The sequence below is a fragment of the Bradyrhizobium sp. 482_C4_N1_8 genome, from assembly GCF_052075965.1.
In the GTDB taxonomy this organism is placed as follows: domain Bacteria; phylum Pseudomonadota; class Alphaproteobacteria; order Rhizobiales; family Xanthobacteraceae; genus Bradyrhizobium; species Bradyrhizobium barranii.
Genome location: NZ_CP197231.1, coordinates 5,490,148 through 5,516,068, shown reverse-complemented (window position 1 = coordinate 5,516,068; position 25,921 = coordinate 5,490,148). Strand labels below are relative to the sequence as shown.

Genomic DNA, 25,921 nt, shown 5'->3' with positions numbered 1-25,921 from the left:
ACAGATGTGGAGCTGGATGTCGCAGTGCAAGATACTTATGTATCATTCACTAAGAAAATTGTAGCGGCATACCGCAAGAATTGGAAGACGGCAGAGAAAATAAAGCTAGAACAAATAGATAGGATTCGGCGTTAAGCTTCAGGCAGAACGTGAATTCCGAGGAGACAGGCACATGGGCATGGGACGCCCCCGCGAATTCGACGCCGAAACGGCGTTGGACCAGGCGATGGAAGTGTTTTGGCGCCATGGCTATGAGGGCGCCACCATCGCCCAGCTCACCGAGGCCATGGGCATCAATCCCCCGAGCCTTTACGCCTGCTTCGGCAACAAGGAAGGCCTGCTCAAGGCCGCGCTCGACCGTTACACCAAATTGCGGGGCGTCTGGATGGACGAGGTGGTCGCCGCGCCGACTGCCCGCGACGTTGCCGAGCGGATGCTGATGGGCATCGCCGACAAGCAGACCGATCCCGCCAACCCGCCCGGCTGCCTGCTCGTGCAAGGCGGCATCGCCTGCGGCAGCGGCTCCGAGAACGTCCCGTTCGAGCTCGCCGCCCGCCGCGCCCAAAATGAAGACCAGCTCCGCGACCGCTTTGTTCGCGCCAAGGCCGAAGGCGATCTCAAGCCGAGCTCTGATCCCGCCGCGCTCGCGCGCTACGTCTCGGCCGTCTCGGTCGGCATGGGCGTGATGGCGTCCTCAGGCTCCGACCGCGAGGCGCTGCGTCAGGTCGCGAGCGTTGCCGTGCAGGCGGTCGAGGCGCAGTCGGCGCGGGAGTAGAGAGCGACCAAGCTCACCTGAGAAGTGACTGTGCGACAGCGGGCGAATCCAGCACCGGCGCAGCATCATTCGGATTCGGGAAGCAGCCAAGCCCGGGAGACAGTGCCATCCGTTCGAATGATCTGCGCGGTATACGCTGGTTTCTCCCCCGGCAAAGCGAATGCCGATTTGGCGGTCACCATTCGCACGGCCTCGCCCACGCTGACTTCATAGGAACAAGAATCCTCGACTACCTGGGACGCATAGAACTTGGCGCCTTCCTTGACGAATAGGTGGTCTCGAGAATGACCGCTGGCGTCGCGAAGAATGCCATCTGAAGAGGTGTAGGACCCTCCATTGGCGGCGCCGTAAACCATGATGCGGAGCGCGGCCTTTTGCATGAAGTAGACGTTGACGCCGGCCTCGGCTTTGGTGACGCGGTCTATCCAGCAAATTGGAGAGGCGATTGACGGTGAAGGCATCGCAAACGTGCTCGATGCGGCCAAGAGGGCGGCAACTGCTGTGTTGTTGTTGCGCATTCATCTTCCTACGGTGCTGATGCTCGAACGAGTCTAGCCGGTCAAGTGACGGCCGTGTGACCCGTCTGCCCCCGTCATCTCGCGCTATTGTGTCGAGAGCGCCAGCGGCGCGACGAAGCCACCGAACTCGCGCTCAATCAACCCGGCGAGCGCAATCGTCGTGCGGTCCTCGAGATAAGGCCCGATGATCTGGACCCCGACCGGCAGGCCCGACGCCGTGCGCTCGACCGGTACGGCGGTCGCCGGCAGTCCGCACGTCGAGGCCGGGTCCGCCCAGATGAAGCACGCATCGGCGTAAGGGTGCAGCTTTCCGTCGATGTCCAGTTGCCGCGCGTCGAACGGTTCGGACTGGTCGTGCGGAAAGGCCGGCACGGCGGCGGCCGGGTAGATCACGGCGTCGAACTCGCGGAAGAACTGCTGCCACCGCTGCTGCAACTGCAAGCGCGCCGCGTCGGTCGCCAGCCATTCGCGATGGATCATGCCCCAGCCGCGGGCGCGCTCGGCCTGCAGGCTGCGGTCGTCGGGCGAGAGTGCCGCGGCAACTCCTTGCGCCTCTGCGAGAGCGGCCGGTGTCAGGCGCGGACTTCGCGCTGCGTTCAACAGCTTCATGTAGAGCCGCGCGGAGTCGGCGAGATCAGGCAGCGAGGTGCTCGCGCGCGCGACCCGCGCGCCAGATTTGTCGAGCCGGTCGGCCAATCGCCCGATGGCTGAACGCACGGCATCACCCGTCGGCATCAGCGGATGGGTATCGATCACGAGGATCTTGAAATCCTTGAGATCGTTGTGCCGCGGGGCCGGTAGCGCAAGGCGATAGCCGATCCCGTCGCGCGTCTCGTCGGGGCCGGCAATCACGTCGAGCGCCAGCGCGAGGTCTGAGGCGGTGCGCGCCATCGGCCCGACGACAGCCAGATCGCCCTGGCCGGGGACGGGTAGTGCCGGCGGCAGGCTGTAGCCGCGCAGCGGCACCAGGCCGAGGCTCGGCTTGTGTCCGAACACACCGCAGAAATGCGCAGGCACCCGGATCGAGCCGCCGATGTCCGAGCCGATCGAGAGCGGACCGAAACCCGCGGCCAGCGCCGCGCCCGATCCGCCCGAGGAGCCGCCGGGCGACCGGCCGAGGTCCCACGGGTTGTTCGTCGTCCCGTGGATGTCGTTGTAGCTCTGGAAGTCCCGGAGCCCGATCGGGATATTGGTCTTGCCGATGATGATGGCGCCTGCCGCCTTCAACCGCGAGACGACAAGGGCATCTTCCGCCGGTTGGAAATCCCTGAAATGCGGAAAGCCCCATGTCGTCCGCAGGCCGGCGACGTTGAACGGTTCCTTGAGGGTCACGGGGATGCCGAGCAGCGGCAGCCGCTCGCCGCGACCAAGCGCGGCATCGGCGGCGCGTGCGGCCTCTCTCGCACGATCGAAATCGCGAACGATAATCGCGTTGATGCGCCCGTCCAGCGCCTCGATGCGCGCGATCGTATGCGCGAGCAACTCCGACGCGGACACTTTGCGCGCGTGCAGCGCGCTCAGAAGTGTGCTGATCGAGCCGTAGTCCAGGTCAGCGGCATCTGCGGTCATCACGAGCTCCATTGTATCCCGGCTGAGACCTTGTAGCCCGGATGGAGCGCAGCGCAATCCGGGAGATATCCCGACGCGGATGCATGACCCGGATTACGCTATCGCTTCATCCGGGCTACGACGCTATCGCATCTGGTCGTCATGCCCGGGCTTGTCCCGGGCATCCACGTTCTCAGTGCGGCGTTGGCCGGGACAAGCCCGGCCATGACGCGGTGGAGAGCCTCAGGAGGCTTCCTTCAGCACCGGCGCGGCAGATTCCTCCGCCTTGAGCTCCTCGAGGCTGCGATGCCGGGGTTCGATGCCCAGCGCCCAGACCGTGATGATCTGCACCACCAGCAGCCCGATCATCAGCGCCATCACGCCGGCCACGCCGCGCGTCTCGAACAGCGAGACAACGAGGAACGGTGTGACGATCGTGGCGCCGCGCCCCAGCGTGTTGACGATGCCGGAGGCGCGCAGGCGAACCTCGGTCGGAAACAGCTCGGGGATATAGATGCCGAACAGAAGGGCGACCAGGACGTAGATCGGTACCGTCAGCGCGAAGCCGACAGCCGGCAGCAGGATCGGGTCGGAGATCATGGGGTAGAGGATTCCAAGCGCCACCGTGATCAGGGATGCGCCGATGATGGTCGGCTTGCGGCCCCAGCGGTCGGCGGTCAGCGCGCCGATGGCCGAGCCGACGGGCGCGCCGAGCGCCATCAGCAGCGAATAGCCGAACGAGGTCGCGATCGAGAGGCCCTGCTTGACGAAGAACACGGGCAGCCAGGTCACGAAGCCATAGAGCAGGGTGTTGATGGTGATCAGGCAGACGGCGCCGACGATCATCCGCGACAGCAAGGGCGCGGTGAACAGCGTGCCGAGATCCGCAGATGCCGGGACCGGTGTCGTGGCCGCGGGAGGAGGCAGAGGCTGACCCTGCGCAGCTTCCTTCTCGATGGCTTGCATCAGCGCTTCCGCCTCGGCGGTGCGTCCCACCGCTTCCAGCCAGCGCGGCGATTCCGGCAGCGACTTGCGCATGTACCACACCACGAGCGCGCCGACGCCGCCGAGCACGAACATGGAGCGCCAGCCGAATTGCGGCACCACCACGGACGCGACCAATAGCGCCACGGGCAGACCGGTGACGACGCACACGGTCGTGAAGCCGAGCCATTTGCCACGGGTGCGCGCGGGCACGAATTCCGTCATCGTCGAATAGCCGACGACGTTCTCCGCCCCGAGCCCAACGCCCATCACGAAGCGGCAGGCGATCAGGAAGGCCATGTTCGGTGAGAACGCCGCGGCCAGGGAGGCAACGCCGAAAAGGAGCAAATTGAATTGATAGGTGAAGCGGCGTCCGTAGCGGTCGCCGAGGAAGCCGGTGCCGAATGATCCCAGCATCATGCCGACGAAGGTCGCGGAGATGAAAACCGCATTCTGCGCGAGGGTCGAAAAGCCTGTCTTCAGCGTGACGCTGAGCACGGTCCCGGCGATATAGATGTCGAAACCGTCGAAAAACATTCCGATGCCGATCAGCAGCATGATGCGGCGGTGGAATGGCCCGATCGGCAGCCGATCCAGACGGCTGCCTGCGTTCACCAATGTCGACATATACGCTCTCCCCTGACTGTTGTTCTGGTCGATGCGGCCCGCCTTCTATGGGCGGTCGGCCGCTTGTCGTTTTTTGCTAGTTCAGGCGCTGCTGGTTGGCCGTATCGCGATACCAGTCGAACGGTTGCTCGTGGGTGGCGACCATCACGCTCTTGGTGTTGAAGTGGTCGTTGAAGCTTTCGGTGCCGCATTCGCGGCCGATGCCGGAATCGTCGACGCCACCCCAGGGCGAAGCCGGGTCGAGACGGTGGTGATCGTTGATCCAGACGATGCCGGCCTTGACGGAGGCGGCGACGCGGTGCGCGCGGGCGACGTCACGGGTTCGGATGGCCGCAGCGAGGCCGAAGGGCGAGTTGTTGGCAAGCCGCAGCGCATCGGCCTCGTCCTTGAACGGCGTCACCGAGGTGAAGGGACCAAACACTTCCTCCTGGAAGATGCGCATGTCGGATGTGACGTCGGCGAACACCGTCGGCTCGACGAAATAGCCGTTGTCGTGACCCGGCACCTTCGCGGCAACACCGCCGGTGACAAGACGCGCGCCATCCTCGTGGCCGTAGCCTACGTAGGTGAGAACGCGGTCGCGCTGCCTGGCGGAGATCACGGGGCCCATTTGGGTGTTCGCGTCGAAGGGATCGCCGACGCGGATCGTGCGGGTCTTGGCCTGCAGCTTCTCGACGAATTCGTCATAGATCGAAGCCTGGACGATGTGGCGCGAGGCACAGACGCAGGTCTGTCCGGCGCCGATGAAGGCGCCGAACGCGGCGTAGTTGACGGCGCGGTCGACGTCGAAATCGTCGAACACCATCACCGGCGTCTTGCCGCCGAGCTCCATGGTTTGATGCGCGAACACTTTTGCGGCCGCGCTGCCGGCGATGCGGCCTGCCTCGGTGCCGCCGGTCAGGACCAGCTTGTTGATGTCGCCATGCTCGGCCAGCATCTTGCCGGCGTTCTGGCCGAGGCCGAGAACGATGTTGAAGACGCCGGGCGGAAGGCCGGCTTCGGTGAAGATCTGCGCGAGCTTCAACGTCGTCAGCGGCGTGTATTCGGACGGCTTGACCACGGTGACGCATCCGGTCGCCAGCACCACGGCCAGCGACTTGCACAGGATCATCAAGGGATGATTGAACGGCGTGCAATTGGCGACGATGCCGATGGGGGTGCGGAGCGTGTAGTTCAGATAGGCGCCTTCGACCGGGATGACGGAGTCGCGGCGCGCCAGCGCAACGCCGGCAAAGTAGCGGAAGAAGTCGGGCAGGCGGGAGAGCTGGGCGCGGGTCTCGTTGACCGGCCGGCCGTTGTTGAGGGTTTCCAGCCGGTACAGGCTGTCGAGATTGGCCTCGAAAGCATCGGCGAGCTTATTGACCAGTCTGGCACGCGCGCGTGTGTCCATGCCGCCCCAGGCCTTGCCTTCGAACGCCGCGCGCGCGCTTTTCATGGCGCGGTCGATATCCTCGGCGGTCGAATTGGGGATGCGGGCGATCACGTCGCCCGTCGCGGGGTTGCGGACGTCGAGCATCACGCCGTTGCCGGCTTCGACTTCACGTCCGTCGATGAAATTGCCATGGGTTTCGACGTCGATCGACGCGGGTTTCGATGGAATGTTCATGATGACCTCTCCTCGACGATAACGGCGTTGCGCTTGAGCGCCGGCAGAACGCGTTTTTCGGTGGCCCCGATATGGGCCTTGATGATGCGCGCCGCGGTTCGCGTTTCGCGGCTCTGCATGGCGTCGATCAGGGCGACGTGCTCGGCGACGAGCTTTGCCGGATCGTGACCCTTCAGGTTGGACACGCTGACGCGGACCAACCGGTCGGCCTGGCCGATCAGGTCGCACAGCGCCGTCGCCATGCGGCGATTGCCGGACGCGTGAGCCAGCGCGGAGTGGAAGCCGCGATTGTAGGCGATGAAGTCTTCGTGGTTGCCGGAGAAGCGGCGAAATTCATCGAGCGATTTCAGAACGCTGTCGGGAGCGCTCTCGATCGCCTCGGCGACGCAGGCCGGCTCCAGCGCAAGACGGAAGCGGAGAAGGTCGCGGGCGTCCGACAGCGAGATCGGCGTGACCCGGTAGCCCTGGCGCGGCTGCACCGTCACCAGGTGCTCGCGCTGCAGCCTCAAAAGCGCATCCCGAACCGGTTGGCGGCTCACCGAATAGCGCTCGGCCAGGTCCTGCTCCCGCATTTCATCGCCCGGAGCAAACCGGCACGCTAAAATATCAGACCTCAGAAGATCGTAGATGTTTTCGCGCAAAAGCATGATTCTAGGGACCTCGTTGGCTTCAATTTGGCAATCCTGATATTTCACGTCAAGAGCCAAATGCTTGAATTCCCTGACAGTTGATTTATCAATCGGGGGCCTCCACGGCACGCAAACGGGTGTGATCCCGCCGACGAAGTTAAGGAAAGACCGGATATGGACAGGCTTCTTGCCAACGGGACCGTCAACGCCGCGCAATCGGGCGATGGGCCGGCGCTGTTTCTCTTCCACTCGCTGTTGTCGGACCGTGCGAGCTTCGATGCGATCGTGCCCGAGCTCGAGGGATCGTTTCGCACCATCGTGCCGGAGTTGCCGGGGTTCGGCCGTTCACGCGCGGTCGAGGGCGGCCTCGTCGTTGTCGCAGACAGGATGGCGGAGGCCGTGAAGGAGGCTGCGGGCGGTGCGCCGGCGATCGTGCTCGGCAATGGCTATGGCGGCTTCGTCGCCTTGCAGATGGCGATCCGGCACCCGGAGATCGCCAGCAAGCTCGTCCTCGCCGATTGCGGCGCGGCGTTCTCGGAGCCCGGCCGTGAGGCGTTTCGCAACATGGCGAAAGCATCGCGCGAGAAAGGGCTGGAGGCCATCACTGACGTCGCGATGCGTCGCCTGTTCGCGCCCGAGTTTCAGGAGCAGCATCCGGAGCTGATGCTGGACCGTCGTGAAGCGTTTCTGCGGACGGATCCCGACGTGTTTCGTGCCGCATGCGACGCATTGGCAAGCCTCGATCTCCGCTCTGAACTTGCCGCGGTGAAAATTCCTGTCCTCGTTCTGGTCGGTGAGCACGACGAAGCGACGCCTCCGCCAATGTCGCGTGAGTTGGCCGCCGGATTGCCGCACGGCGAACTCAAGGTCATTCCAGGCTGCGCGCACGTGCCGCAGCTTCAGTCGCCGCGGCAGTTTCTCGGAGCTCTCAAGGGCTTCCTGCTTTGATCTGCGCCTGGCCGATGCCGATCCTGCGCTCGAAACGGCGATGCCTTCCGAACGGTTAATGGCTTCTGTGCGGCGGGAATTCACAAGCGGGGATGGTGCAATCCTGCGCCTGTGTTGCCCGACGCGTCAAACGTCCTCTGGGCTAGAGAGGGCGCCATGCCGGAGCGAAATTCTTCAATGATTTGTACTGCGCATGGGGTTGTTTTCGCATTTTTTATTGGAGCAGCCCCAGGCAGCGAGGACCAGGGCATGAGCCGCCCGCATTGAAGCGGGCCTCCTAAGAGTTTTTATACACAGTTCTGGCACGCTCCGCGCGTCAATATCCGCAACCTGCATCGTCGCCTCTCATTGCGCGCGCGAAAAGACGGGACCCGCGGGCATCGAGGGGGCGTGAGCCATGACTGCAGTTGCTTCGGACGCTGGTCGCGCGAAGGGCGGGATCGTGCCGATCCTGCTATGCGTGGTGCCGTTCAGTCAGATTCCGCTCGATGCCTATACGCCGGGCCTGCCGCAGATGGTGGTGGACCTCGCAACCGATTCCGCGTCGATGCAGAACACCGTCACTGCCTACATGCTCGGCATGAGTCTGGCGCTGGTGCCTGTCGGCATCGCCTCCGACACGCTCGGCCGCCGTAACGTCCTGCTCGCGGGGCTATCGGTTCTCATCGCGATGAGCATCGCCTGTGCGCTCGCCACCAGCGCGTCGCTGCTGCTCGCGCTGCGCTTCCTGCAGGGCGTCGGCGGCTGCACCTGCCTCGTCGTCGCCTATGCGGTTGCGGCCGACTGCTTTCGCGGCCGCGAGCTCACGGCGATCTCTGGATTGCTTGGTGCTGCCTGGGGGCTTGCACCCGTGCTCGCACCGGCGGCCGGCGGCTTCATCGTCGAGCTGACGTCCTGGCGCGGGGTCTTCGTCATTATCGCCATCGCCGCGGCCATCGTCGCTGCGATTGTCGTGTTGCTTCTGCCCGAGACGTTGCCGGCAGAGCGACGCGCGCCGTTCGATCCGCGCCGCACGGCGAGCATTCTCCGCGAGGCGCTCGTCCGTCCGGGCTTCCTGGCCTTCGTGCTGGTGTTCGCCGCCGCGGCGAGCGCGCAACTGGCGTTCGGCGTCGTCGCGCCGTTCTTCTATCAGACCGGCCTCGGTTATTCCGCGGCCATCTACGGTCTCGTCGCGCTCGGCCTTGGCGGCGTGAATCTCGCCGGCGAGCTCGGTTGCGCGCATTTCGCGCGCTTCATGCCGGCCCGCGTGATGGGCTTTTGCGCCTTCGCGCTGTTTCTCGCCGGCGCTGTGGTCTTGACCGCGACCGGCTTGGCCGTCGGTCTCGATTTTATGTCGATCACGATCGGCGGTGCGCTGGTGCTCGGCGGTTGCGGCGTGCTGTGCCCGATGATGTACGGCATGGCGCTCGGCCTGTTCGAGCGCGACCACGGCCTGATCGGCGGCCTCATCAGCGCGCTCTGCTATCTCGCGGTGAGCGGCGCCATGGCGATCGCGGCGGTGTTGCCTGAAGCGACCCAGGCGCCGATCGGCTGGCTCTATCTCGGCCTCTGCGCCGTCGCAGGGACGCTGCTTGCGATCTCGCTGCCTTCGGCGCGCCACGCCATACAGACCTAAGGAAGGAACCCATTCATGACCACCGTTGGTATTCGCGGCACGTTCTTCGACTTCGTCGACGATCCCTGGAAGCACATCGGCAACGAGCAGGCGGCCGCGCGTTTCCATCAGGACGGTCTGATGGTCGTCACGGATGGCGTCATCAGGGCGTTCGGTCCCCATGACAAGATTGCCGCCGCGCATCCGGGCGTCGAGATCACCCATATCAAGGACCGCATCATCGTCCCGGGCTTCATCGACGGCCACATCCATCTGCCGCAGACCCGCGTGCTCGGCGCCTATGGCGAACAGCTGCTGCCGTGGCTCCAGAAGTCGATCTACCCCGAGGAGATCAAGTACAAGGATCGCAACTACGCGCGCGACGGCGTGAAGCGTTTTCTCGACGCACTGCTCGCCGCCGGCACCACCACCTGCCAGGCCTTCACCAGCTCCTCGCCGGTCGCGACCGAAGAGCTGTTCGAGGAAGCGGCCCGCCGCAACATGCGCGTGATCGCGGGCCTCACCGGGATCGACCGCAACGCGCCGGCCGAGTTCATCGACACGCCCGAAAACTTCTACCGCGACAGCAAGCGTCTGATCGCGCAGTACCACAACAAGGGCCGCAACCTCTACGCCATCACGCCGCGCTTCGCCTTTGGCGCTTCGCCGGAGCTGCTCAAGGCATGTCAGCGCCTCAAGCACGAGCATCCGGACTGCTGGGTCAACACCCACATCTCCGAGAACCCGGCCGAGTGCAGTGGCGTGCTGGTCGAGCATCCGGACTGCCAGGACTATCTCGGCGTCTACGAGAAGTTCGACCTGGTCGGGCCAAAGTTCTCCGGCGGCCACGGTGTCTATTTCTCGAACAACGAGTTCCGCCGCATGTCGAAGAAGGGCGCCGCGGTGGTGTTCTGCCCGTGCTCGAACCTGTTCCTCGGCAGCGGTCTGTTCCGCCTCGGCCGTGCCACCGATCCCGAGCATCGCGTAAAGATGTCGTTCGGCACCGACGTCGGCGGTGGCAACCGCTTCTCGATGATCTCCGTGCTCGACGACGCCTACAAGGTCGGCATGTGCAACAACACGATGCTCGACGGCAGCATCGATCCGGCGCGCAAGGATCTCGCCGAGGCCGAGCGCAACAAGCTCTCGCCCTATCGCGGCTTCTGGTCGGTCACGCTCGGCGGTGCCGAGGGCCTCTACATCGACGACAAGCTCGGCAATTTCGAGCCCGGCAAGGAAGCCGATTTCGTCGCACTCGATCCGAATGGCGGCCAGCTGGCGCAGCCCTGGCACCAGTCGCTGATCGCCGACGGTGCTGGTCCGCGCACGGTCGACGACGCCGCTAACATGCTGTTCGCCGTCATGATGGTCGGCGACGACCGCTGCGTCGACGAGACCTGGGTGATGGGCAAGCGTCTCTACAAGCAGAGCTGAAGCGGACGGTCGCGATGAGCGCATCTCCGGATCCGGCGGCCCAGCCGGTCGCCCTCGTCATCCAGCGTCGCATCGCCGACGACGGCTTTGCCGCGTTCGCGCGGTGGAACGGCGAGGTCGGCGAGGTGCTGAAGGCGTGGCCCGGCTTCCTCAGCCAGGAGGTCGTGCCGCCGCAGCCGCCGGCGCATGTGGACTGGGTGACCATCCTGCGTTTCGCGAACCCGGCCGCTGCCCGCGCCTGGCTTCAGAGCGATGTGCGGGCGCGGCTGATCGCGGACGTGCAGCGCTTCTTCGTCGGGTCGGAGGACGTCCATATCCTTCCCGACACCGGCGTTCAGCGCGACAGCGCGGTCTCCGCCGTCATCTCCTTCAAGGTGCCGGATGGACTCGAGGATGCGTTCCTCAAATGGCAACAGCGCATCCAGGCCGCGGAGGCCGAGTTCAAGGGGTTCCTGCGCCACAAGATCGAGCGGCCTATCCCGGGCCTGCACGACGAGTGGATCGTCATCCTGTCGTTCGACAGCGATGCCAACCTCAATGCATGGCTGGACTCGCCCTTGCGGCAGACGCTGCTTGAGGAAGGCGCGCGCTTCAACGCCGGCATGAACGTGAAGCGGGCAAGCTACGGCTTCAATTTCTGGTTCCCGGCCGGCAAGACGCGGGCTCCGGAGCAAGGATCTGGCTTGATCTGGAAGAGCAACCTCATCGTCCTGCTGGTGCTCTATCCCGTAGTCTATCTCTGGGGCTATTTCATCAGCGGGCCGCTGATCGACAGCCACGGCGTGCCGGTCTGGCTGTCGCTGTTCGTCGGCAATCTCGTGAGCACCCAGTTGCTCGGCTGGTTTCTCGTGCCGGCCGCCTTCAGGGCGCTCGACTGGTGGATCAAGCCGAAGGCAGCGCTCGGCCGCCAGATCGCGGGATATGCACTGCTCGCCGTGCTCTATGCGGGCTCGATGGGCCTGTACGCGCTGCTGCTCGCATGGCATTGGGGACGGTGAGGCCATCCTCCGTGCGGACCGTTGCGGTGCCGTCGGGAAGAGGTCGGTCTCTGGACGCTGACGACCATGTTCGCCCTGACATTCCTCGGCACCTCGGCAAGCGTTCCCTCAGTGGAGCGCAACCATCCGGCCCTCCTGGTGGAGGCCGCGGGCAAGCGTATCCTGGTTGATTGCGGCGAGGGCACGCAGCGCCAGTTGCTGCGCAGCGGCGCCGGCTTTCGCCGGCTCGACCGCATCCTGCTGACGCACGGGCATCTCGATCACGTACTCGGCATCCCCGGTCTCTTCTCGACGCTGGGGCTGCGGCAGACCTCCGACGTGATGACCATTCATGCGGGCCCGGGCACGCTCGACATCGTCGTTCGCATGCTCGCGGGCTTGTGGGGCGCGGGCAGGGCGCCGATCCCCGTGGCGTTCGCGCCGCTGAGCGAGGGGCAGGTCATCGATGCCGGCGACTTCACCATCGACTGCTTTCCGGTTCGCCACCGCGACACCGACAGCTTTGGCTTCTCTTTCCAAAGCCCCGCGCACCGCCACCTTCTGCCCGAGCGGCTTGCGTCGCTCAGTGTCCCGGACGGGCCGATGCGCGGAGAGCTGGCCGCCGGACGGCCGGTCGTGATCGCCGGTCGAACCATCGATCCGGAGGACGTCCTGGGCCCGCCGGGCGGCGGCAGGAAGCTCGTCGTGGTCGGCGACACCGAAACCACGGATGGTCTATCTCGACATGTCGCCGACGCCGACATGCTGGTGATCGAGGCGACCTTCCTCGACCGTGACGCCGCGACCGCGCGGGACTACGGCCATCTCACAGCGACCGAAGCCGCTTCGTTTGCCGCCGCCAGCAACGTCAAGCAGCTCGTGCTGGTCCACATGTCGGGACGATACGAGGATGAAGAGATCTTGGCGGAGGCGACAAAGGTGTTTCCGAATACGCGGATCGCCGCCGACTTCGATCACATCGTGATCTAATCGCCATCACCGCACTCAGCTCGTCAATCCCGACTTGATCGCGAGATCCTGGACTTGGGCCGTCGCCTGCATGAGCCGCGGCAGCGCCTGATCGCGGAAGGCCGCCATGTCCATGCGCATCGCATCGACCGTGACGCTCAAGCCGCCGATCACAAAACCCTGAGCGTCGAAGATCGGCGTTGCCAGCGTGCGCAGGCCATAGGCATTCTCGCCGTCGGAGACCGCATGGCCTTTCTTCTTCACCTGATCGAGCCGGGCGAGCAGTGCATCGAGATCGGTCAGCGTTCGCTCCGACAGCTTTACTCGAGGACGCAACTCGAGCCGCTCGATCTGCTGGTCGCGTGGCAGATGCGCCAGCATGACATGACCGAGCGCGGCGCTGTAGGCGGGGATGCGCGTGCCCGGCCGGCGGTCCATCTTGTGACGGTCGAGGCCGGCACCGACGCGCGCGAGATAGACCACGTCGCCGCCATCGAGAATGCCGAGCGATGCCGCATCGCCGACCGCTGGGACGAGGTCGCGCAGCAGCGGCTCGACGATCGGCCGCAACGAGCCGTGCGACAGCACGGTGTAGCCGAGGTCGAGACAGGCGATGCCGAGACGGAACCGGCGACTTTGCGGAACGGCCTGGAGATAGCCGAGTTCGGTCAGGGTCTGGATCAGGCGGAACGCCGTCCCGCGATCGAGATCAGCCCGTGCGGCAATCTCACTCAGGGTCAGCTCGAAGGTTTCGCTGGTGAAACTCTTGAGCACGGCAAAGGCCTTGCCGACGGAGGCGACATAATTCTTGGGATTTTTGGCGCTAGTTTCCGATACGCGCTTCGCGGCCTTCCCTGCAGCCTTGGTCATGCTCGAATGCCCCGCCATGACAGCCATGCCCTTGACGTCGGGCCGAGCTGATTTTACGACTGCACCAGCAAATAACAAATGTTCGCATTCCGAACAACATCGTTCTGACGATCGGAGGAAGTTTTGTCGACATCATCGCTGCACCCTCATGGCGTGTTCTCCGCCGCGTTGACGCCGCTCGACGCCGAGCTTGCTCCCGATCATGCGCGCTTCGTGGACCATTGTCGCTATCTGCTCGACGAAGGCTGCGACGGCATCGCGATGCTGGGCACGACGGGTGAGGCGAACTCCTTTTCGGTGGCCGAACGCACGGCGCTGCTCGAGGCGGTGGTGGCCGCCGGCATCGCGCCGCGGCGGCTTTTGCCCGGCACCGGCGTTGCCGCGCTCAGCGACACCATCGCGCTGACGCGTCACGCGCTCTCGGTCGGCGTCAACACCGTGGTGATGCTGCCGCCGTTCTACTACAAGAACGTCACTGATGACGGAATCTATGCCTCCTACAGCGAAGTGGTGCAGCGCATCGGTGATGCGCGCCTGAAAGTCGTCCTCTATCACTACCCGCAGATGTCGGCGCAACCGATCTCGCATGCGCTGATCGAGCGGCTGCGCAAGGCCTATCCGGCCACGTTCACGGGCATCAAGGATTCGTCCGGCGACTTCGCCAACATGACGGCGATGGTCGAACGGTTTCCGGGCTTCGCGGTCCTCGGCGGCGCCGATCCGTTGATGCTGCCGCTGTTGCGCAAGGGGGGCGCGGGCTGCATCACCGCGACCTCCAATGTCGTCGCGCGCAGTCTTGCCTATGTCTTCAAGCACTTTGGCGACAGCGACGACGATCCGGCGCTCAAGGCGGCGCAGGCGCGCATCGTGAAGGCGCGCGAGCTGGTCTCGCAATTTCCGCAGATGGCCTCGCTGAAGGCGCTTGCGGCTGATCGCACGAAGCACGCCGGTTGGCAGCGCCTGCGGCCGCCGCTGGAATCCTTGCCGCCGGACCAGCTGAAAGAGCTGCTTGCGAATGCTGCGGCATTCGCAGCTTCCGCCTAAGCTCGGTACGGACGACGAGGCGACCTGATGTCCGACTCATTCCAGGATGCATTGGCCGGGCTCGCCGCGATCGTCGGCGAGAAGCACGTCATCGCGTCCGGAGCCGACCAGGAGCCTTATGTGGTGGACTGGCGCGGGCGCTATCGCGGCCGCGCGGTCGCAGTGGTGAAGCCCGGCTCGACCGCCGAGGTCGCCTCTGTCGTCAAATACTGCGCCGACAGGCGCCTTACGATCGTGCCGCAAGGCGGCAACACCGGCATGTGCGGAGCCGCGACGCCGGACGATCACGCGGGCAATGTCGTGATCCGGCTCGACCGCATGCGAGCTGTGCGCGACGTCAGTCCGCTCGCCAACACGATCACGGTCGAGGCTGGCTGCATTCTCGCCGAGGTCCAGAATGCGGCGCGTAGCGTCGATCGCTACTTTCCCTTGAGCCTGGGTGCCGAGGGTTCCTGCCAGATCGGCGGCAACATCTCGACCAATGCCGGCGGCACGGCCGTGCTGCGCTACGGCCCGACGCGCGATCTCGTGCTCGGGCTCGAAGCCGTGCTGCCCGACGGGCGTATCTTCAACGGCCTGCGCGCGCTGCGCAAGGACAACACGGGTTACGCGCTCAAGCAGCTCTTCATCGGGGCGGAAGGCACGCTCGGCATCGTCACCGCGGCGGTGCTGAAACTGTTCTCGCCGCCGCGCAGCTCGGCGCTGGCGCTGGTGAAATTGCAGGGTGTCGCGCAGGCACTCGAGATCATGGCGCGCCTGCGCGGTGTGGTCGGCGACCGGCTCGGCAGCCTCGAAATCATGTCGCGCTCGCAGATCGAGGCGATCGCGGAGACCGTGCCGCATGTCACCATCCCGTTCGAGCTGACGACACCGTGGTATCTGATCGTCGAGTTGACGGACACGCTCGCGGGCGTCGATCTCGACGAGCCGCTCGCCACGGCTCTGGCGGATGCGATGGAGGCCCGCATCGCCGAAGACGTCATCCTGGCCTCGAACCTCGCACAGGCGAAGGCGATCTGGGCCGTCAGGCACAGCGTGTCCGAAGGCAACAAGCGCAGCGGCTATGTCGTCTCGCACGACAGCGTTGTGCCGCTGGATCGCCAGGCGGACTTCGTCACCAATGTCGAGGCGCGAATTATGGCCGCTGTGCCGCATGCCCGCGTGGTGATGCATGGTCATATCGGCGACGGCAACATCCACGTGATCGCCCTGATCGACCGTGCGCATTGTCAGGAGCCGGCGACGACGGCCGCCCTGGTGGCGCAAATCAATGAGATCGTCGATGACGAGACCGCAGCGCGGGGCGGGGCGATCAGTGCCGAGCATGGCATCGGGATCACCAATCGCGTGCGGCTGGCCCGTGTCGCCGATCCGCTCGATATCGAGCTGATGCGCGGCATCAAGCACTTGCTCGATCCGAACGGCCTGATGAACCCCGGCAAGATCTTGGGCGCGGGAGCAGCATGACGATGACGGTCGTGCGCCTGCTTGCCGACGATCTCACCGGCGCACTCGACACCGCGGCGGAGTTCGTCGGCCTGTGCGGACCGTTCGACGTCACCTGGGCGGATTCGCCCGCGACTCCAGGCGCGCAAAGCCTCGCGATCGACAGCGGCACCCGCGAGCGGTCGAAAGCCGACAGCGTCGAGATCGTCGGACGGCTGGCGCCGCAGCTTCAGGGTGGGACGATCGCCTACAAGAAGGTCGACAGCCTGCTCCGCGGTGCCTGGGCGGCCGAGCTCGGTGCCTGCCTGCGCGGCGGCCCTTGGGCGTCATGCGTGGTCGCACCAGCCTTCGACTATCAGGGACGCCGTACCGTCGAGGGCCAGCAATTCGCGCGCACTGTACAGGGTGACTGGCATCGCGTCGGCGACAACCTGCTGGACCAATTGAAACTGGAAGGTATCGATGCACGGCAGGGCGGCCCTGACACGCTCGCTCAAGGTGGCGTTCAGGTGTTCGATGCCGAGAGCGACATCGACCTCGATCGCGTCGTCGAAATGGCGGGGCAGATGCCGGGGCCCGTGCTCTGGTGCGGAAGCGGCGGGCTGGCCGGTGCGCTCGCCCGCGGCCATCGCGCCGATGCGCCGAGCCGGCTGAAGCGGCCGGTGCTTGGGCTGTTCGGTTCCGACCAAGCCGCCACCGCCTCCCAGCTCGCAGCATGTGGCGAAGCCACCATCGCGTTGGCCGAAGGTGAGGGGGGCGCGGGCGTTCAACGCAAGCTGGCTGACGATGGCGTGGCGCTGGTGAAATTCGCGCTCGCGGATGGCCTTTCGCGCGCCGAGGCCGCCCAGCGGATCGCGCGCGAGCTGACAACGCTGATTGCGGTGCTCAATCCGCCCGGAACCCTGATCGTTGCTGGCGGCGAGACCTTGAAGGCCGTATGCGTTGCGCTCGGCGAGCATGCGCTCCAGGTGACGGGGCGTATCGTGCCGGGATTGCCGCGCTCGGTGCTGCAAGGCGGCCGCTGGGCCGGCGTCGACGTCATCTCGAAATCCGGCGCGTTCGGCACCAGCGAGCTGTGGCGCGATCTGCTCCGGGACAATCATTTGCTCAATACGGGGAGCCCGACATGACCTCTCGTCATCTTGCCATTACCATGGGCGATCCGGCCGGGATCGGCCCGGAGATCATCGTCAAGGCCTGCGTCGGGCTGAAGGACCGGATCGCGAAAGGCGATCTGCGCATCCTGATCATCGGCAGCGGCGCCGCGCTCGAGGATGCCAAGGTCGCGCTCGGCGCTGCCGTTGCGATTCCGGAGGTGAGTGCCGACGATGCTGACTGGCCGAACCTCTGCTTCCTCCAGGCGGATGTCGAGGGCACCCCGATCAAGCCCGGCGTCTTGAGCGCCGACGGCGGCCGCTTTGCCTACAAGGCGATCGAGCAGGGCGTGCGCCTGACGCAGGCCGGGCGGACCTCCGCGATTGTCACCGCGCCGCTCAACAAGGAAGCACTCAACAAGGCCGGCTATCATTTCCCTGGACATACCGAGATGCTGGCGCACCTCACTGGTGTGCGCGGATCGGTGATGCTGCTCGCCCACGGCAACATGCGCGTCAGCCATGTCTCGACCCACGTGGCGCTGGAAGACGTGCCGAAGCGTCTGACGCCGGAGCGTCTGCGCATGGTGATCGATCTCACCAACGAGGCCTTGCTGCGGCTCGGTATCGCCAAGCCGAAGATTGCAATCGCCGCGCTCAATCCGCATGCGGGCGAGGGCGGTCTGTTCGGCCGGCAGGATATCGACGTTTCGGCACCGACGATTGCCAAGGCCGTCGCCGATGGCCTCGACGTCGTCGGCCCGGTGCCCGGTGACACCATCTTCGTCAAGCTGCGCGCCGGCCAGTACGATGCTGCGGTCGCGATGTATCACGACCAGGGGCACATCCCCGTCAAGCTGCTGGGCTTCCAGGTCGATCCCGCGACCGGCCGCTGGCAGGAGCTCTCCGGCGTCAACATCACGCTGGGCCTGCCGATCATCCGCACCTCCGTCGATCATGGCACCGCCTTCGACATTGCCGGCAAGGGCATTGCCAACGAGCACAGCCTGATCGAGGCCATCGACTATGCCGAGCGGCTCTCCGCTGGCGTCTCCGCCTCCAAGTCATGAGATCTAGCGCACGATGACCAACGCCTTCACGCCCATCGAAATCCAACGTCCCACCATCCTGGAATTCGGCAACGGCACCATCACGGCTGCTGCGCGCTTCGCCGAGCGGATCGGCGCCAGGCGGCCGCTGGTGATTTCCGATCCGTTCAATGCGCGCCGCGTCGATGCGCTGGCGCTGCCGGGGGCAGTGAAAGTGTTTGGCGACGTCAAGCCTGAACCGGACCTGCCTAATCTGGAGAAGGCGGTGGCGATGGCGAAAGAGGTCGCGCCTGATCTCGTCGTCGGCTTCGGCGGCGGCAGCGCGATGGATCTCGCCAAGCTGGTCGCGGTGCTCTGCACCAGCGACGTGGCCTTTGCCGATATCGTTGGGCCGGAAAAAGTCGCCGGCCGCAGCGTGCCGCTGATGCAGATCCCGACCACGTCGGGCACCGGCAGCGAGGCCGGCACTCGCGCGCTCGTCACCGATCCCGTCAGCCAGAACAAGCAGGCGGTGCAGAGCCGCTTCATGCTTGCTGATATCGCCATCGTCGATCCTGATCTCACGATGACCGTGCCGAAGGAGGTCACTGCGGCCACCGGCGTCGATGCGCTGGCGCATTGCGTCGAGGCCTATACCAGCCGCAAGGCGCATCCGATGATCGACCTTTATGCGCTCGAGGGCGCGCGGCTGGTCGGGCAATATCTCAAGCGGGCGGTTGCCGACGGCGGCGATCGCGAGGCACGCGCGGGTCTCTCCCTGGCTTCACTCTATGGCGGCTATTGCCTCGGGCCGGTGAACACCACCGCCGGCCATGCCGTGGCCTATCCGCTCGGCACGCGCCATCATGTCGCGCATGGGCTCGCCTGTGCCTTGATCTTCCCGCACACGCTGGCCTTCAACATGCCGGCAGTCGAGGCGAAGACGGTCGCGGTGCTGGCGGCGCTCGGCCTGCCGGCGCAGAACGATGCGAAGCTCGCATTCGACGCCACTTACGATTTCTGCAAGAACCTCGGCATCGAGATGCGTCTGTCCGCGCTCGGCGTGCCCAAGGGCGATCTCGGCGTGATGGCCGACGAGGCACACGCCATTCGCCGCCTGCTTGACAACAATCCGCGCGACCTCGGCCGGGATGCGATCCTGAACATGTACGAGGTCGCGTTCTAGTCACCTCCGCCGCGCGCGGCACCCAATCAACAAAACAGTAACAGTAGAGGAAACTTCGATGAGATCGATGTGGCTTGGTCTTGTGTCAGCCGTGCTGCTGGCGACGTTGCCGGCAAAGGCGCAGGACGGCTATCCGGCCAAGCAGGTGACGGTGATCGTGCCCTTCGCCGCCGGCGGCACCGCCGACATCTTCGCGCGCATGGTGTCGAACCATCTGCAAGTGAAGCTGGGCAAGCCGTTCGTGGTCGAGAATGTCGGCGGTGCCGGCTCGATCCTCGGCGTGACGCGGCTGGCGAAGTCGGCGCCTGACGGCATCACGCTCGGCCTTGCCAGCACCTCCGCGCTCGCGATCAACCCCACGCTCTACGGGCCCAAGCTCAGCTACCAGCCGGATAGGGACCTGGTGGCGGTCGCCCAGATCAGTGTCGTGCCGAACGTGCTCGTGGTGAATCCGAACAAGATCAAGGCGCGCACCGTGCCGGAGCTGATCGCCTATCTGAAGGCGAACCCGGACAAGGTCTCGTTCGGCTCGGCCGGCGTCGGCACCTCGCAGCATCTTGCCGCTGAACTGTTTCAACAGATGACCGGCACCAAGATGGTGCATGTGCCCTACAAGGGCTCCAGCCAGATGCTGACGGATCTGTTGAGCGGCCAGATCGATCTTGCCTTCGACAACGTGCCACTGCTGCTGCCACAGGTGAAGACCGGCCAGCTCGCGATGCTCGCCACTGCAACGCCCAAGCGCGCCGCCTTCGATCCGGAAGTCCCGGCCGTCGCCGAATTCCTGCCGGGCTTCGAAGCGGTGGCCTGGCACGGCTTCTTCGTTCCCGCGGCCACGCCGAAGCCCATCGTCGAAAAGCTGTCGGGCGAGATCCGCGCCTTCATGCAGCAGCCGGAGACGGTGCAGAAGATGGCCGAGCTCGGTGCGGCCGCGGTGGCGGTGGATTCGGAGCCGTTCAAGGCCTACATCGCCTCCGAGACCGAGCGGTGGAAGAAGGTGATCGAAGCGGCGAATATCAAGCTGGAGTAGGCGACGGTCGCTTATCTGGCGGACGGGTCGCTGTCGGCTCGGCTTCCTCACGAGCCCCCGCTGAGCGCGGGGCTCGCCCCTCATTCGAAGAATTCGCCAACCCAGTTGTGCCTGACAGCCTCGACGTGCCAGCCTATTGCGCGTTGCGCGTTCGGCAGGGGATCCGGCACGTCGCTGCGGACGTGACTGCCGAGGCCTCGCGCACGGTGCGCGTGGCGTCCTTCGCTCCGCAGGCGAAACCTGCCTTGTGACTCGAAAATCCGGCTGTAGCCGTCGGTCGGAAAGAAAGTTCCTGCGATCGGAAAGTGGGTCGGCTGCTGCCGAAGCATCAGGAACGTGATGTCCTCCGCGGTTTCCGAGAGACGTGTCATGACTGTCCTGCTGAGAAACACCTTCAAGGCCTGGATCGACCGGGCGCCGGGCGCGCCGCCCAAGCTGGTCATGGTCGGCGACGTGAGGGTACCGACCGATGGCTGGCAGGCCCGGCTGACCAGGCGCTCGCCGCAAGGTATCAATCCGAAGATCCTGATCCTCGACGTGAACACGCAGCAGCCGGGCGGCGAAGCGCAGGAAGCGATCACCACGATCCCGCTCCGTTACGAGGAGAGCCCGCCGCAGGACGAATACGGCCAGGTGATGATCGCGAACGGCAAGGCTGAGATCGTGGTCCGCGTCTGCGGCTCGAACTAGCCTTTCGATTGTTTGCCCGCGGAACCTTGTGATCTTCTGTGCCGCGTTGCATAACGAGGGTTGCATTCGGGGCTGTTCGCTCTCTCGTTGCTGCCGCTTTGTTCAGTCGATTTTGGGGGATTTCCTGTGCGCCTCGGAAGCCGCATGCCGGACGTGATGCCTATCGTGGCCGCTTCTGTCGCTCTCTTCATCCTGCTCTGGCTCGCACCCATCGCGCTCTATGCGATGCCTGAATCCGACGATTATTGCGTGACGAACCGCGTCAACAGCATGGGTCTCGTCGGAATGGTCAAATCCTATTATTTGCACCAGATGGGCCGACTGACCTCGCTTGTGGCGATCGCCGCCCCCGCCGTTGTCAGCAAGGTGACAGGCGTCGATTATTTGGTCGTCTATCCGGTCATACTCATTTGCGGCATGGCCATCTTCTTGGCAGTCAGCGTTTATTGGGCTGGTCGAATGTGGACCGGCCTGTCGTGGCCAGAGAGATTTTTGGCGGGTGCAATGCTCTGCGCGGCGAGCTTCGTTCTGGCGATCAGTCTGCGGGAGATGCTTTACTGGATCTCGGGCAGTGCGTCCTACATGGTTCCCGCCCTCTTCGTGATCATCATCCTCGTTGAGCTGGTGCGGTCCGCAGCGAACGAAACCGTGCTCTCGACCGGCCAAATCGTCGTTCTCTCCGCAATCGGCTTCCTGGGTGCTCTGGCCAACGAGTTCACGCCATTTTGGATCGTGGCCCTCGTCGCCGGTTCTGCCGTTTATCGAGCGTTCTACCATCCTCGCCCGCAACTGGCGGGCCATGCAGTGATGCTGACGGCGACCTTCATCGGACTTGCGATCCTGCTTTTGTCACCGGGGAATGCGGTCCGGATGGCGGCATATCCGGAGGGGGGGAAGATCGCCGCTTCTTTCTCGATGGGGTTGTACTATCTGTGGCTCGAGCTGGTTCGGCATTACACCGAATCTGCGACGTGGGCCTGGCTCGGTTTCGTGGCGTTGTTTTCGGTCTTCGTGGTGCCTTCGCAACCGAGGCCGACGGCGCGGCTGCTGGTCTTGATCGTCGGGTTCGTGGCGGCAGTGCTCGCTGGTCTCTACACCGCTTATGTCATTGCCTATTTTGCGACGGCGGAGGATCTCGCGACGCGAGGGCGGAATGAGGTGGTGGTTTTTCTTCTTGCCGGAGGGGGCTGCGTCGTCGCCCTGGCTGCCCGCTTCCTTCCCTCCCTGGGCCATCATGCCCATATTCGCATGACGGCCCTGGTGGCCTGCGGGCTCCTTTCTTTTTTGCTCCTCGATAGCGTCGCGCTGGGATACGTCCGCGCCGAGGAGTCGCAATTCGCGACCTTCTGGAGCGAGAGTTGTCCAGAGGCATCAATTTCTTCGGACGACCAAGGACCTGGATGTTGTCGTCCCCAAGAGATCGGTCAAGCCGTCCATGCTGATGGACGGTGAGCTAACCAAAAATTCGGGCCAGCTGCCGAATGATTGCGTCGGTGAATTCTATGGCAAGCGATCCGTGGTCTTGGGCGATTAAGTCAGCGGATCAGGCTGTAAACCCGCTCGCGCTTCGTGCGGGCGATCGCCGGCTGCGGCGTGCCGGCGTCGAGCGCGCGCATCATGCCTGGGTAAAGCCGACAGACCATCCCCATTGATCGACGTGAAGCGGCACGCCGGCGCGCCCGTTGATCGTGGCATGTGGACGTCGTCGAGGCAGGCGTGCCAGGTCTCCTGGTGCTGATTGCCGGAGCCGGCCGCGGGTGAGGGCGGACATGCCGCTACGGCGCGAACGCAGCGAGAACAAGCTGCGATGCTTACAGAGGGGCTAGACCGCGAACGCCGGCGCGGCTATATGAGCGCCAGCGCGCCGCTGATTTGCAAAACTTTTGCTGCGGCTTGCAAAGCTTCCGAAGAAAGTCTTGTGATATCAAGCACTTCGGTGGGGAATGGTGTAACGGTAGCACAACAGACTCTGACTCTGTTTGTCTTGGTTCGAATCCAGGTTCCCCAGCCAGTTCCGGGCGATTTACCCAGATCATAACCTGCTCTGAATCAGGCCCGCGCCGCGAGCCTGACGTGCCGTCGGCAGGCCTCCCCGTCGTCGGTGCGGCCTCGGCGCGTTGGCCCGACTTATCGCGTCCGCGATGCGCCGCGCGGCGATGCAAGGCGAAATGACTAGCGGCGCCTCTTCCGGCCCGTCTTGGCGGCACGCTTTTTCGTCGCCCGTCGCTGGCCGCGACCTGCATCTGCCGCGCCCCATGGAATTTTCGCGCTGACGCGCGTCTTGGCGCCAACGAGATTGGGCGTCTGGTTGTATTTGAGGCGACGGAGTTTGGCCGTGACGAGCTCGCTCAGCTCCTGGAACGACGGATTGGCGCTGCGGTCTCGTTGTTCGCGCAGCACCTTCGCCATGCAGAACGTGTAGGCGCCATACGACGTGACGCCGTCACGATATTCATAGGACAGCTCCTGCTCCTGGCAGGCCTCGAGGAGAATCGGCAGATAAGGACCGTGATGCCCGAGCTCGGCGCGCGTCTTGTTGTATGTCTTGTCGGGCTGGGTGCGGAGCGCCATGCTGCGCCCGAGCCGCTGCGTGGCGCCGTTGTCGCCGAGATAGTCGGCGCCGTTCTTGCTCTTGCTCAGACTTTCGTTCAGGGGAGGGAACTCACGCGGCACCCACATGCCTTCGCTTGCCTCCCACCGCAGCGCCCGGTGGCGGATATCGTCGGGCGGCGTCAGGCCGCGGATACGCGGACCACCGTCACGTGTCATGCCGCCGGAATGGCAGCAGTCGAGCATGGCGACGAAATAGCAGTCGTACGGAAGCTGTGAGTAGAGCTGGCTGAACTGGCGGTCGAGAATGGCGTGCTCGGGCGTCCAGTCGAAATCATAGGGAACGAGGCACTCGTCGACGCTATCCGGTGCGCCGCTCGGGCTGTATCTGGGAATCTGGGCGCCATGGCCCGAGTAGAACAGCATGCGCTCGTCGCCGTCGCGGACGCCCTCGAGCAGCCAGTGAAGCCTTTCCATGATGCCCTGCGCCGTCGCCCGCTCATTGAGCACGACGCGTATTTCGTCCGGCTTGAAGCCGCTCTCCTGTAGCACCGAGCTCATGAGGAATACGTCGTTGACGCATCCTTCGAGCCTGTCCGCGGGTTTGGGATAGTCGTTGATGCCGATCAGCAGGGCGCGGCGGGTCGGCCGGGCGTCAATGCGGGCAATCCCCCGCGCGGCGCTGACGATGGAGCGGGACGTCGGCACCGGGACCACGTCGTGCCAGACGGTGGCGACGGTCTCGGGGCGCGACAGGTACCAGGTCGCGTTGTGATTCAGGAGATCGTTGGGGACATCGAACGGTGTCAGCACCTGTTGAAAATTGTCTGCGGCGATCTCGAGCGGATAGGTGAGAACGCGATCTTCCCGGTTGAACAGATGGTACCATTTCCGGCAGGGAAGGTCCTGAATGCGGCCTGCGAAGATGTCGCGCACCGCGGGATTGCCGATCTGCGAACCGAACGTGACGAAGACCTTGTCCCTGATCGCACCGGGATTACGCACGAACGTGTCGTAGCAGATCAGCGAGCCGAGGCTGTGAGCCAGGACAACGTCGTAGTTGCCGCTCTTCAGCTTGTCGAGGACTGCGCCGCGCAGCGCGGCCTGCAGCTGTTCATCCACCGACCACTGGGCGACCATGCCCGCGGTCCATCTGATCAGGGTTGGTACATCTTCGAGGCTGCGTGTGCCCGCGAGCAGATCACCGACCCCGTGGACGGTCGCGCTCGCGAGCAGTTTTGCCAGCGCGATGCCATAGGTGATGAGGTTCGGCGGGCTCTTGTCGAACAGGTCGTCATACGAGAGGAAGTCGATGGCCGGGTTGAGGCTCTGATCGACGGACTGGACCGCGCGTATGATCGCCTCGGACCATGACTTTCGAAACTCGGCGTCGATCTCCGCGTGACCGACGCCGTGGACGCAAAGCAATGACAGGCGGGTGCTCATGAAAGCTGCCTTCTGCTCAATGCAATCTGAAGTAGCCGATGTTCGAGCGCAAACGTCCGGGATGATGTCACGGCGCCACGAGCTTCAAATATGAAGTAGCGCACGAAATCCTCGCGACAGTTTGCCTCACCTTGCGGGAGGCATGACGTGTCGGATCGTCCCGCGCCGCTTCGTCCTCGGGGCAGGCAACCCAAGGAGATCCGTGATGCCTTATGTCGATGGTTTCGTGCTGGCCGTGCCGAAGGACAAGATCGAGGCCTACAAGGTGCTGGCGCGTAAGGCCTGCGCCGTGTGGATGGAACATGGCGCGCTCGATTACGTCGAGTGCATCGGCGACGACGTGCCTTATGGCGAATTGACCTCGTTTCCGCGCGCGGTGATCGCGAAGGAGGACGAGGTCGTGGTGTTCTCCTGGATCGTCTACCGTGACCGGGAGACCCGCGATGCCGTCAACAAGAAGGTGATGGCTGATGAGCGGTTCAAGGGCGCCGACATGCCCTTCGACGGCAAGCGCATGATCTATGGCGGCTTCACGACGCTGTTGCGGGCGAGCGACGTCGTCGGCTGACGGCGTTTTGCAGGGTGGGTTGGCGGCAGCCACCGCCTCTGCGTTCGCGGAAACAGACGGGGGCCGGGTTACGCCAGCGGACCGCGCTTGGCGCAGTCGCAGCGTTAACCCACCCCTGCAGATGGCAATGACGTCCGCCGTTCGGGTTACCGCGTTCGCGCCGGACGACGCCGGATTTGAACGCTGCCCGCGCCGGCGCATTCGCTGCCTCTCCCATGCAGCATTGCGCAAGTCCGTTTCGTCTTGCCGGTGTCCGGCTGGCATGCCATCCTAGATCCACCAGGCATAAACAAACGGAAGCGGGCGCTTAGCCTGCAGCTTCCAAAATAGCTTGGTCGGGGAAACCCTTTGGGAGGTCTG

23 protein-coding genes and 1 tRNA gene are annotated in these 25,921 nt (G+C 64.7%); 16 read left to right on the top strand and 8 right to left on the bottom strand.

Annotation, left to right across the window (positions count from 1 at the left end):
• The first annotated feature begins 172 nt into the window (after positions 1-172).
• The gene (locus AB7Z56_RS26700; protein ID WP_441256512.1) at positions 173-775 is read left to right on the top strand and encodes a TetR/AcrR family transcriptional regulator; all 603 of its coding nucleotides are present in this window, start codon (positions 173-175) and stop codon (positions 773-775) included.
• A gap of 65 nt (positions 776-840) precedes the next feature.
• Here AB7Z56_RS26700 and AB7Z56_RS26695 read toward each other — a convergent pair whose 3' ends face one another.
• The 5 genes from AB7Z56_RS26695 to AB7Z56_RS26675 all read right to left on the bottom strand — a co-directional run bounded on the left by AB7Z56_RS26695 (position 841) and on the right by AB7Z56_RS26675 (position 6,705).
• Entirely contained in the window at positions 841-1,293 is a 453-nt protein-coding gene (locus AB7Z56_RS26695) for a hypothetical protein (RefSeq protein ID WP_441256511.1), read from the bottom strand.
• Positions 1,294-1,377: 84 nt separating this feature from the next.
• Positions 1,378-2,862, bottom strand: coding sequence for an amidase (locus AB7Z56_RS26690; protein ID WP_441256510.1), 1,485 nt, complete (start codon positions 2,860-2,862; stop codon positions 1,378-1,380).
• Between the two features lie 222 nt (positions 2,863-3,084).
• Complete coding sequence (locus AB7Z56_RS26685; RefSeq protein WP_166352431.1) at positions 3,085-4,452, bottom strand: MFS transporter; 1,368 nt, start codon at positions 4,450-4,452, stop codon at positions 3,085-3,087.
• Positions 4,453-4,528: 76 nt separating this feature from the next.
• Positions 4,529-6,058 carry an aldehyde dehydrogenase gene (locus tag AB7Z56_RS26680; RefSeq protein WP_166094885.1) on the bottom strand — a complete coding sequence of 510 codons (1,530 nt, stop codon included), beginning with the start codon at positions 6,056-6,058 and terminating at the stop codon, positions 4,529-4,531.
• Positions 6,055-6,705, bottom strand: a complete 651-nt coding sequence (locus tag AB7Z56_RS26675; protein WP_028146609.1) for a GntR family transcriptional regulator — start codon at positions 6,703-6,705, stop codon at positions 6,055-6,057. Before AB7Z56_RS26675 ends, AB7Z56_RS26680 begins: the two co-directional genes overlap by 4 nt.
• Before the next feature lie 156 nt (positions 6,706-6,861).
• Between AB7Z56_RS26675 and AB7Z56_RS26670 the strand changes: the two genes are divergently transcribed.
• The 5 genes from AB7Z56_RS26670 (at position 6,862) to rnz (ending at position 12,630) form a co-directional block, all read left to right on the top strand.
• The gene (locus tag AB7Z56_RS26670; RefSeq protein ID WP_441256509.1) at positions 6,862-7,635 is read left to right on the top strand and encodes an alpha/beta fold hydrolase; all 774 of its coding nucleotides are present in this window, start codon (positions 6,862-6,864) and stop codon (positions 7,633-7,635) included.
• 397 nt (positions 7,636-8,032) lie between these two features.
• Positions 8,033-9,250 carry a multidrug effflux MFS transporter gene (locus AB7Z56_RS26665; RefSeq protein WP_441256508.1) on the top strand — a complete coding sequence of 406 codons (1,218 nt, stop codon included), beginning with the start codon at positions 8,033-8,035 and terminating at the stop codon, positions 9,248-9,250.
• 15 nt (positions 9,251-9,265) lie between these two features.
• The gene (gene guaD / locus AB7Z56_RS26660) at positions 9,266-10,663 is read left to right on the top strand and encodes a guanine deaminase (protein ID WP_441256507.1); all 1,398 of its coding nucleotides are present in this window, start codon (positions 9,266-9,268) and stop codon (positions 10,661-10,663) included.
• Positions 10,664-10,677: 14 nt separating this feature from the next.
• The gene (locus AB7Z56_RS26655) at positions 10,678-11,661 is read left to right on the top strand and encodes an antibiotic biosynthesis monooxygenase (RefSeq protein WP_441256506.1); all 984 of its coding nucleotides are present in this window, start codon (positions 10,678-10,680) and stop codon (positions 11,659-11,661) included.
• Positions 11,662-11,727: 66 nt separating this feature from the next.
• Positions 11,728-12,630 carry a ribonuclease Z gene (rnz, locus tag AB7Z56_RS26650; protein WP_441256505.1) on the top strand — a complete coding sequence of 301 codons (903 nt, stop codon included), beginning with the start codon at positions 11,728-11,730 and terminating at the stop codon, positions 12,628-12,630.
• A gap of 15 nt (positions 12,631-12,645) precedes the next feature.
• Here rnz and AB7Z56_RS26645 read toward each other — a convergent pair whose 3' ends face one another.
• Positions 12,646-13,479 (bottom strand): IclR family transcriptional regulator, encoded by an 834-nt coding sequence (locus AB7Z56_RS26645; RefSeq protein ID WP_354176804.1) that lies wholly within the window; start codon positions 13,477-13,479, stop codon positions 12,646-12,648.
• 123 nt (positions 13,480-13,602) lie between these two features.
• Here AB7Z56_RS26645 and AB7Z56_RS26640 point away from each other — a divergent pair, with 123 nt between their 5' ends.
• Genes AB7Z56_RS26640 through AB7Z56_RS26615 form a run of 6 tightly spaced genes read left to right on the top strand, consistent with a single transcriptional unit; the run spans position 13,603 to position 20,307 of the window.
• Positions 13,603-14,523 (top strand): dihydrodipicolinate synthase family protein, encoded by a 921-nt coding sequence (locus AB7Z56_RS26640; RefSeq protein ID WP_247311880.1) that lies wholly within the window; start codon positions 13,603-13,605, stop codon positions 14,521-14,523.
• A 27-nt stretch (positions 14,524-14,550) separates the two neighbouring features.
• Entirely contained in the window at positions 14,551-15,990 is a 1,440-nt protein-coding gene (locus tag AB7Z56_RS26635) for an FAD-binding oxidoreductase (protein ID WP_441256504.1), read from the top strand.
• A 2-nt stretch (positions 15,991-15,992) separates the two neighbouring features.
• A complete protein-coding gene (locus AB7Z56_RS26630; protein WP_354177098.1) occupies positions 15,993-17,099 on the top strand; it encodes a four-carbon acid sugar kinase family protein in 1,107 nt (368 codons plus the stop codon).
• Positions 17,096-18,133 (top strand): 4-hydroxythreonine-4-phosphate dehydrogenase PdxA, encoded by a 1,038-nt coding sequence (gene pdxA / locus AB7Z56_RS26625; protein ID WP_441256503.1) that lies wholly within the window; start codon positions 17,096-17,098, stop codon positions 18,131-18,133. The genes AB7Z56_RS26630 and pdxA overlap by 4 nt, the downstream gene beginning before the upstream one ends.
• A gap of 13 nt (positions 18,134-18,146) precedes the next feature.
• On the top strand, positions 18,147-19,277 hold the full coding sequence (locus tag AB7Z56_RS26620; RefSeq protein ID WP_354176798.1) for an iron-containing alcohol dehydrogenase: 1,131 nt from the start codon (positions 18,147-18,149) through the stop codon (positions 19,275-19,277).
• A gap of 58 nt (positions 19,278-19,335) precedes the next feature.
• Positions 19,336-20,307, top strand: a complete 972-nt coding sequence (locus AB7Z56_RS26615) for a Bug family tripartite tricarboxylate transporter substrate binding protein (protein ID WP_441256502.1) — start codon at positions 19,336-19,338, stop codon at positions 20,305-20,307.
• Positions 20,308-20,387: 80 nt separating this feature from the next.
• Here AB7Z56_RS26615 and AB7Z56_RS26610 read toward each other — a convergent pair whose 3' ends face one another.
• Positions 20,388-20,678, bottom strand: coding sequence for a hypothetical protein (locus AB7Z56_RS26610; protein ID WP_441256501.1), 291 nt, complete (start codon positions 20,676-20,678; stop codon positions 20,388-20,390).
• Between AB7Z56_RS26610 and AB7Z56_RS26605 the strand changes: the two genes are divergently transcribed.
• The 3 genes from AB7Z56_RS26605 to AB7Z56_RS26595 all read left to right on the top strand — a co-directional run bounded on the left by AB7Z56_RS26605 (position 20,677) and on the right by AB7Z56_RS26595 (position 23,008).
• Positions 20,677-20,997, top strand: coding sequence for a hypothetical protein (locus tag AB7Z56_RS26605; RefSeq protein WP_063983883.1), 321 nt, complete (start codon positions 20,677-20,679; stop codon positions 20,995-20,997). The two genes, AB7Z56_RS26610 and AB7Z56_RS26605, sit on opposite strands and share 2 nt — an antisense overlap.
• A gap of 144 nt (positions 20,998-21,141) precedes the next feature.
• Positions 21,142-22,449: a DUF6056 family protein gene (locus AB7Z56_RS26600; protein WP_441256500.1), complete on the top strand. Its 1,308-nt coding sequence runs from the start codon at positions 21,142-21,144 to the stop codon at positions 22,447-22,449.
• Between the two features lie 485 nt (positions 22,450-22,934).
• A tRNA-Gln gene (locus AB7Z56_RS26595) sits at positions 22,935-23,008 on the top strand.
• A 161-nt stretch (positions 23,009-23,169) separates the two neighbouring features.
• Here AB7Z56_RS26595 and AB7Z56_RS26590 read toward each other — a convergent pair.
• Positions 23,170-24,993 carry a caspase family protein gene (locus tag AB7Z56_RS26590; RefSeq protein ID WP_441256499.1) on the bottom strand — a complete coding sequence of 608 codons (1,824 nt, stop codon included), beginning with the start codon at positions 24,991-24,993 and terminating at the stop codon, positions 23,170-23,172.
• A 205-nt stretch (positions 24,994-25,198) separates the two neighbouring features.
• Between AB7Z56_RS26590 and AB7Z56_RS26585 the strand changes: the two genes are divergently transcribed.
• Positions 25,199-25,561: a DUF1428 domain-containing protein gene (locus AB7Z56_RS26585; protein WP_063983871.1), complete on the top strand. Its 363-nt coding sequence runs from the start codon at positions 25,199-25,201 to the stop codon at positions 25,559-25,561.
• Positions 25,562-25,921: the final 360 nt, after the last annotated feature.

What these genes read in the sequence shown, in the direction of transcription:
- rnz (WP_441256505.1), top strand. Translation starts at nt 11,728, where the DNA reads ATGTTCGCCCTGACATTCCTCGGCACCTCGGCAAGCGTTCCCTCAGTG.
- guaD (WP_441256507.1), top strand. Translation starts at nt 9,266, where the DNA reads ATGACCACCGTTGGTATTCGCGGCACGTTCTTCGACTTCGTCGACGAT.
- AB7Z56_RS26605 (WP_063983883.1), top strand. Translation starts at nt 20,677, where the DNA reads ATGACTGTCCTGCTGAGAAACACCTTCAAGGCCTGGATCGACCGGGCG.
- AB7Z56_RS26645 (WP_354176804.1), bottom strand. Translation starts at nt 13,479, where the DNA reads ATGACCAAGGCTGCAGGGAAGGCCGCGAAGCGCGTATCGGAAACTAGC.
- AB7Z56_RS26630 (WP_354177098.1), top strand. Translation starts at nt 15,993, where the DNA reads ATGACGGTCGTGCGCCTGCTTGCCGACGATCTCACCGGCGCACTCGAC.
- AB7Z56_RS26615 (WP_441256502.1), top strand. Translation starts at nt 19,336, where the DNA reads ATGAGATCGATGTGGCTTGGTCTTGTGTCAGCCGTGCTGCTGGCGACG.
- AB7Z56_RS26685 (WP_166352431.1), bottom strand. Translation starts at nt 4,452, where the DNA reads ATGTCGACATTGGTGAACGCAGGCAGCCGTCTGGATCGGCTGCCGATC.
- AB7Z56_RS26665 (WP_441256508.1), top strand. Translation starts at nt 8,033, where the DNA reads ATGACTGCAGTTGCTTCGGACGCTGGTCGCGCGAAGGGCGGGATCGTG.
- AB7Z56_RS26610 (WP_441256501.1), bottom strand. Translation starts at nt 20,678, where the DNA reads ATGACACGTCTCTCGGAAACCGCGGAGGACATCACGTTCCTGATGCTT.
- AB7Z56_RS26690 (WP_441256510.1), bottom strand. Translation starts at nt 2,862, where the DNA reads ATGACCGCAGATGCCGCTGACCTGGACTACGGCTCGATCAGCACACTT.
- AB7Z56_RS26670 (WP_441256509.1), top strand. Translation starts at nt 6,862, where the DNA reads ATGGACAGGCTTCTTGCCAACGGGACCGTCAACGCCGCGCAATCGGGC.
- AB7Z56_RS26635 (WP_441256504.1), top strand. Translation starts at nt 14,551, where the DNA reads ATGTCCGACTCATTCCAGGATGCATTGGCCGGGCTCGCCGCGATCGTC.
- AB7Z56_RS26655 (WP_441256506.1), top strand. Translation starts at nt 10,678, where the DNA reads ATGAGCGCATCTCCGGATCCGGCGGCCCAGCCGGTCGCCCTCGTCATC.
- AB7Z56_RS26620 (WP_354176798.1), top strand. Translation starts at nt 18,147, where the DNA reads ATGACCAACGCCTTCACGCCCATCGAAATCCAACGTCCCACCATCCTG.
- AB7Z56_RS26590 (WP_441256499.1), bottom strand. Translation starts at nt 24,993, where the DNA reads ATGAGCACCCGCCTGTCATTGCTTTGCGTCCACGGCGTCGGTCACGCG.
- AB7Z56_RS26695 (WP_441256511.1), bottom strand. Translation starts at nt 1,293, where the DNA reads ATGCGCAACAACAACACAGCAGTTGCCGCCCTCTTGGCCGCATCGAGC.
- AB7Z56_RS26675 (WP_028146609.1), bottom strand. Translation starts at nt 6,705, where the DNA reads ATGCTTTTGCGCGAAAACATCTACGATCTTCTGAGGTCTGATATTTTA.
- AB7Z56_RS26585 (WP_063983871.1), top strand. Translation starts at nt 25,199, where the DNA reads ATGCCTTATGTCGATGGTTTCGTGCTGGCCGTGCCGAAGGACAAGATC.
- AB7Z56_RS26700 (WP_441256512.1), top strand. Translation starts at nt 173, where the DNA reads ATGGGCATGGGACGCCCCCGCGAATTCGACGCCGAAACGGCGTTGGAC.
- AB7Z56_RS26680 (WP_166094885.1), bottom strand. Translation starts at nt 6,058, where the DNA reads ATGAACATTCCATCGAAACCCGCGTCGATCGACGTCGAAACCCATGGC.
- pdxA (WP_441256503.1), top strand. Translation starts at nt 17,096, where the DNA reads ATGACCTCTCGTCATCTTGCCATTACCATGGGCGATCCGGCCGGGATC.
- AB7Z56_RS26600 (WP_441256500.1), top strand. Translation starts at nt 21,142, where the DNA reads ATGCCGGACGTGATGCCTATCGTGGCCGCTTCTGTCGCTCTCTTCATC.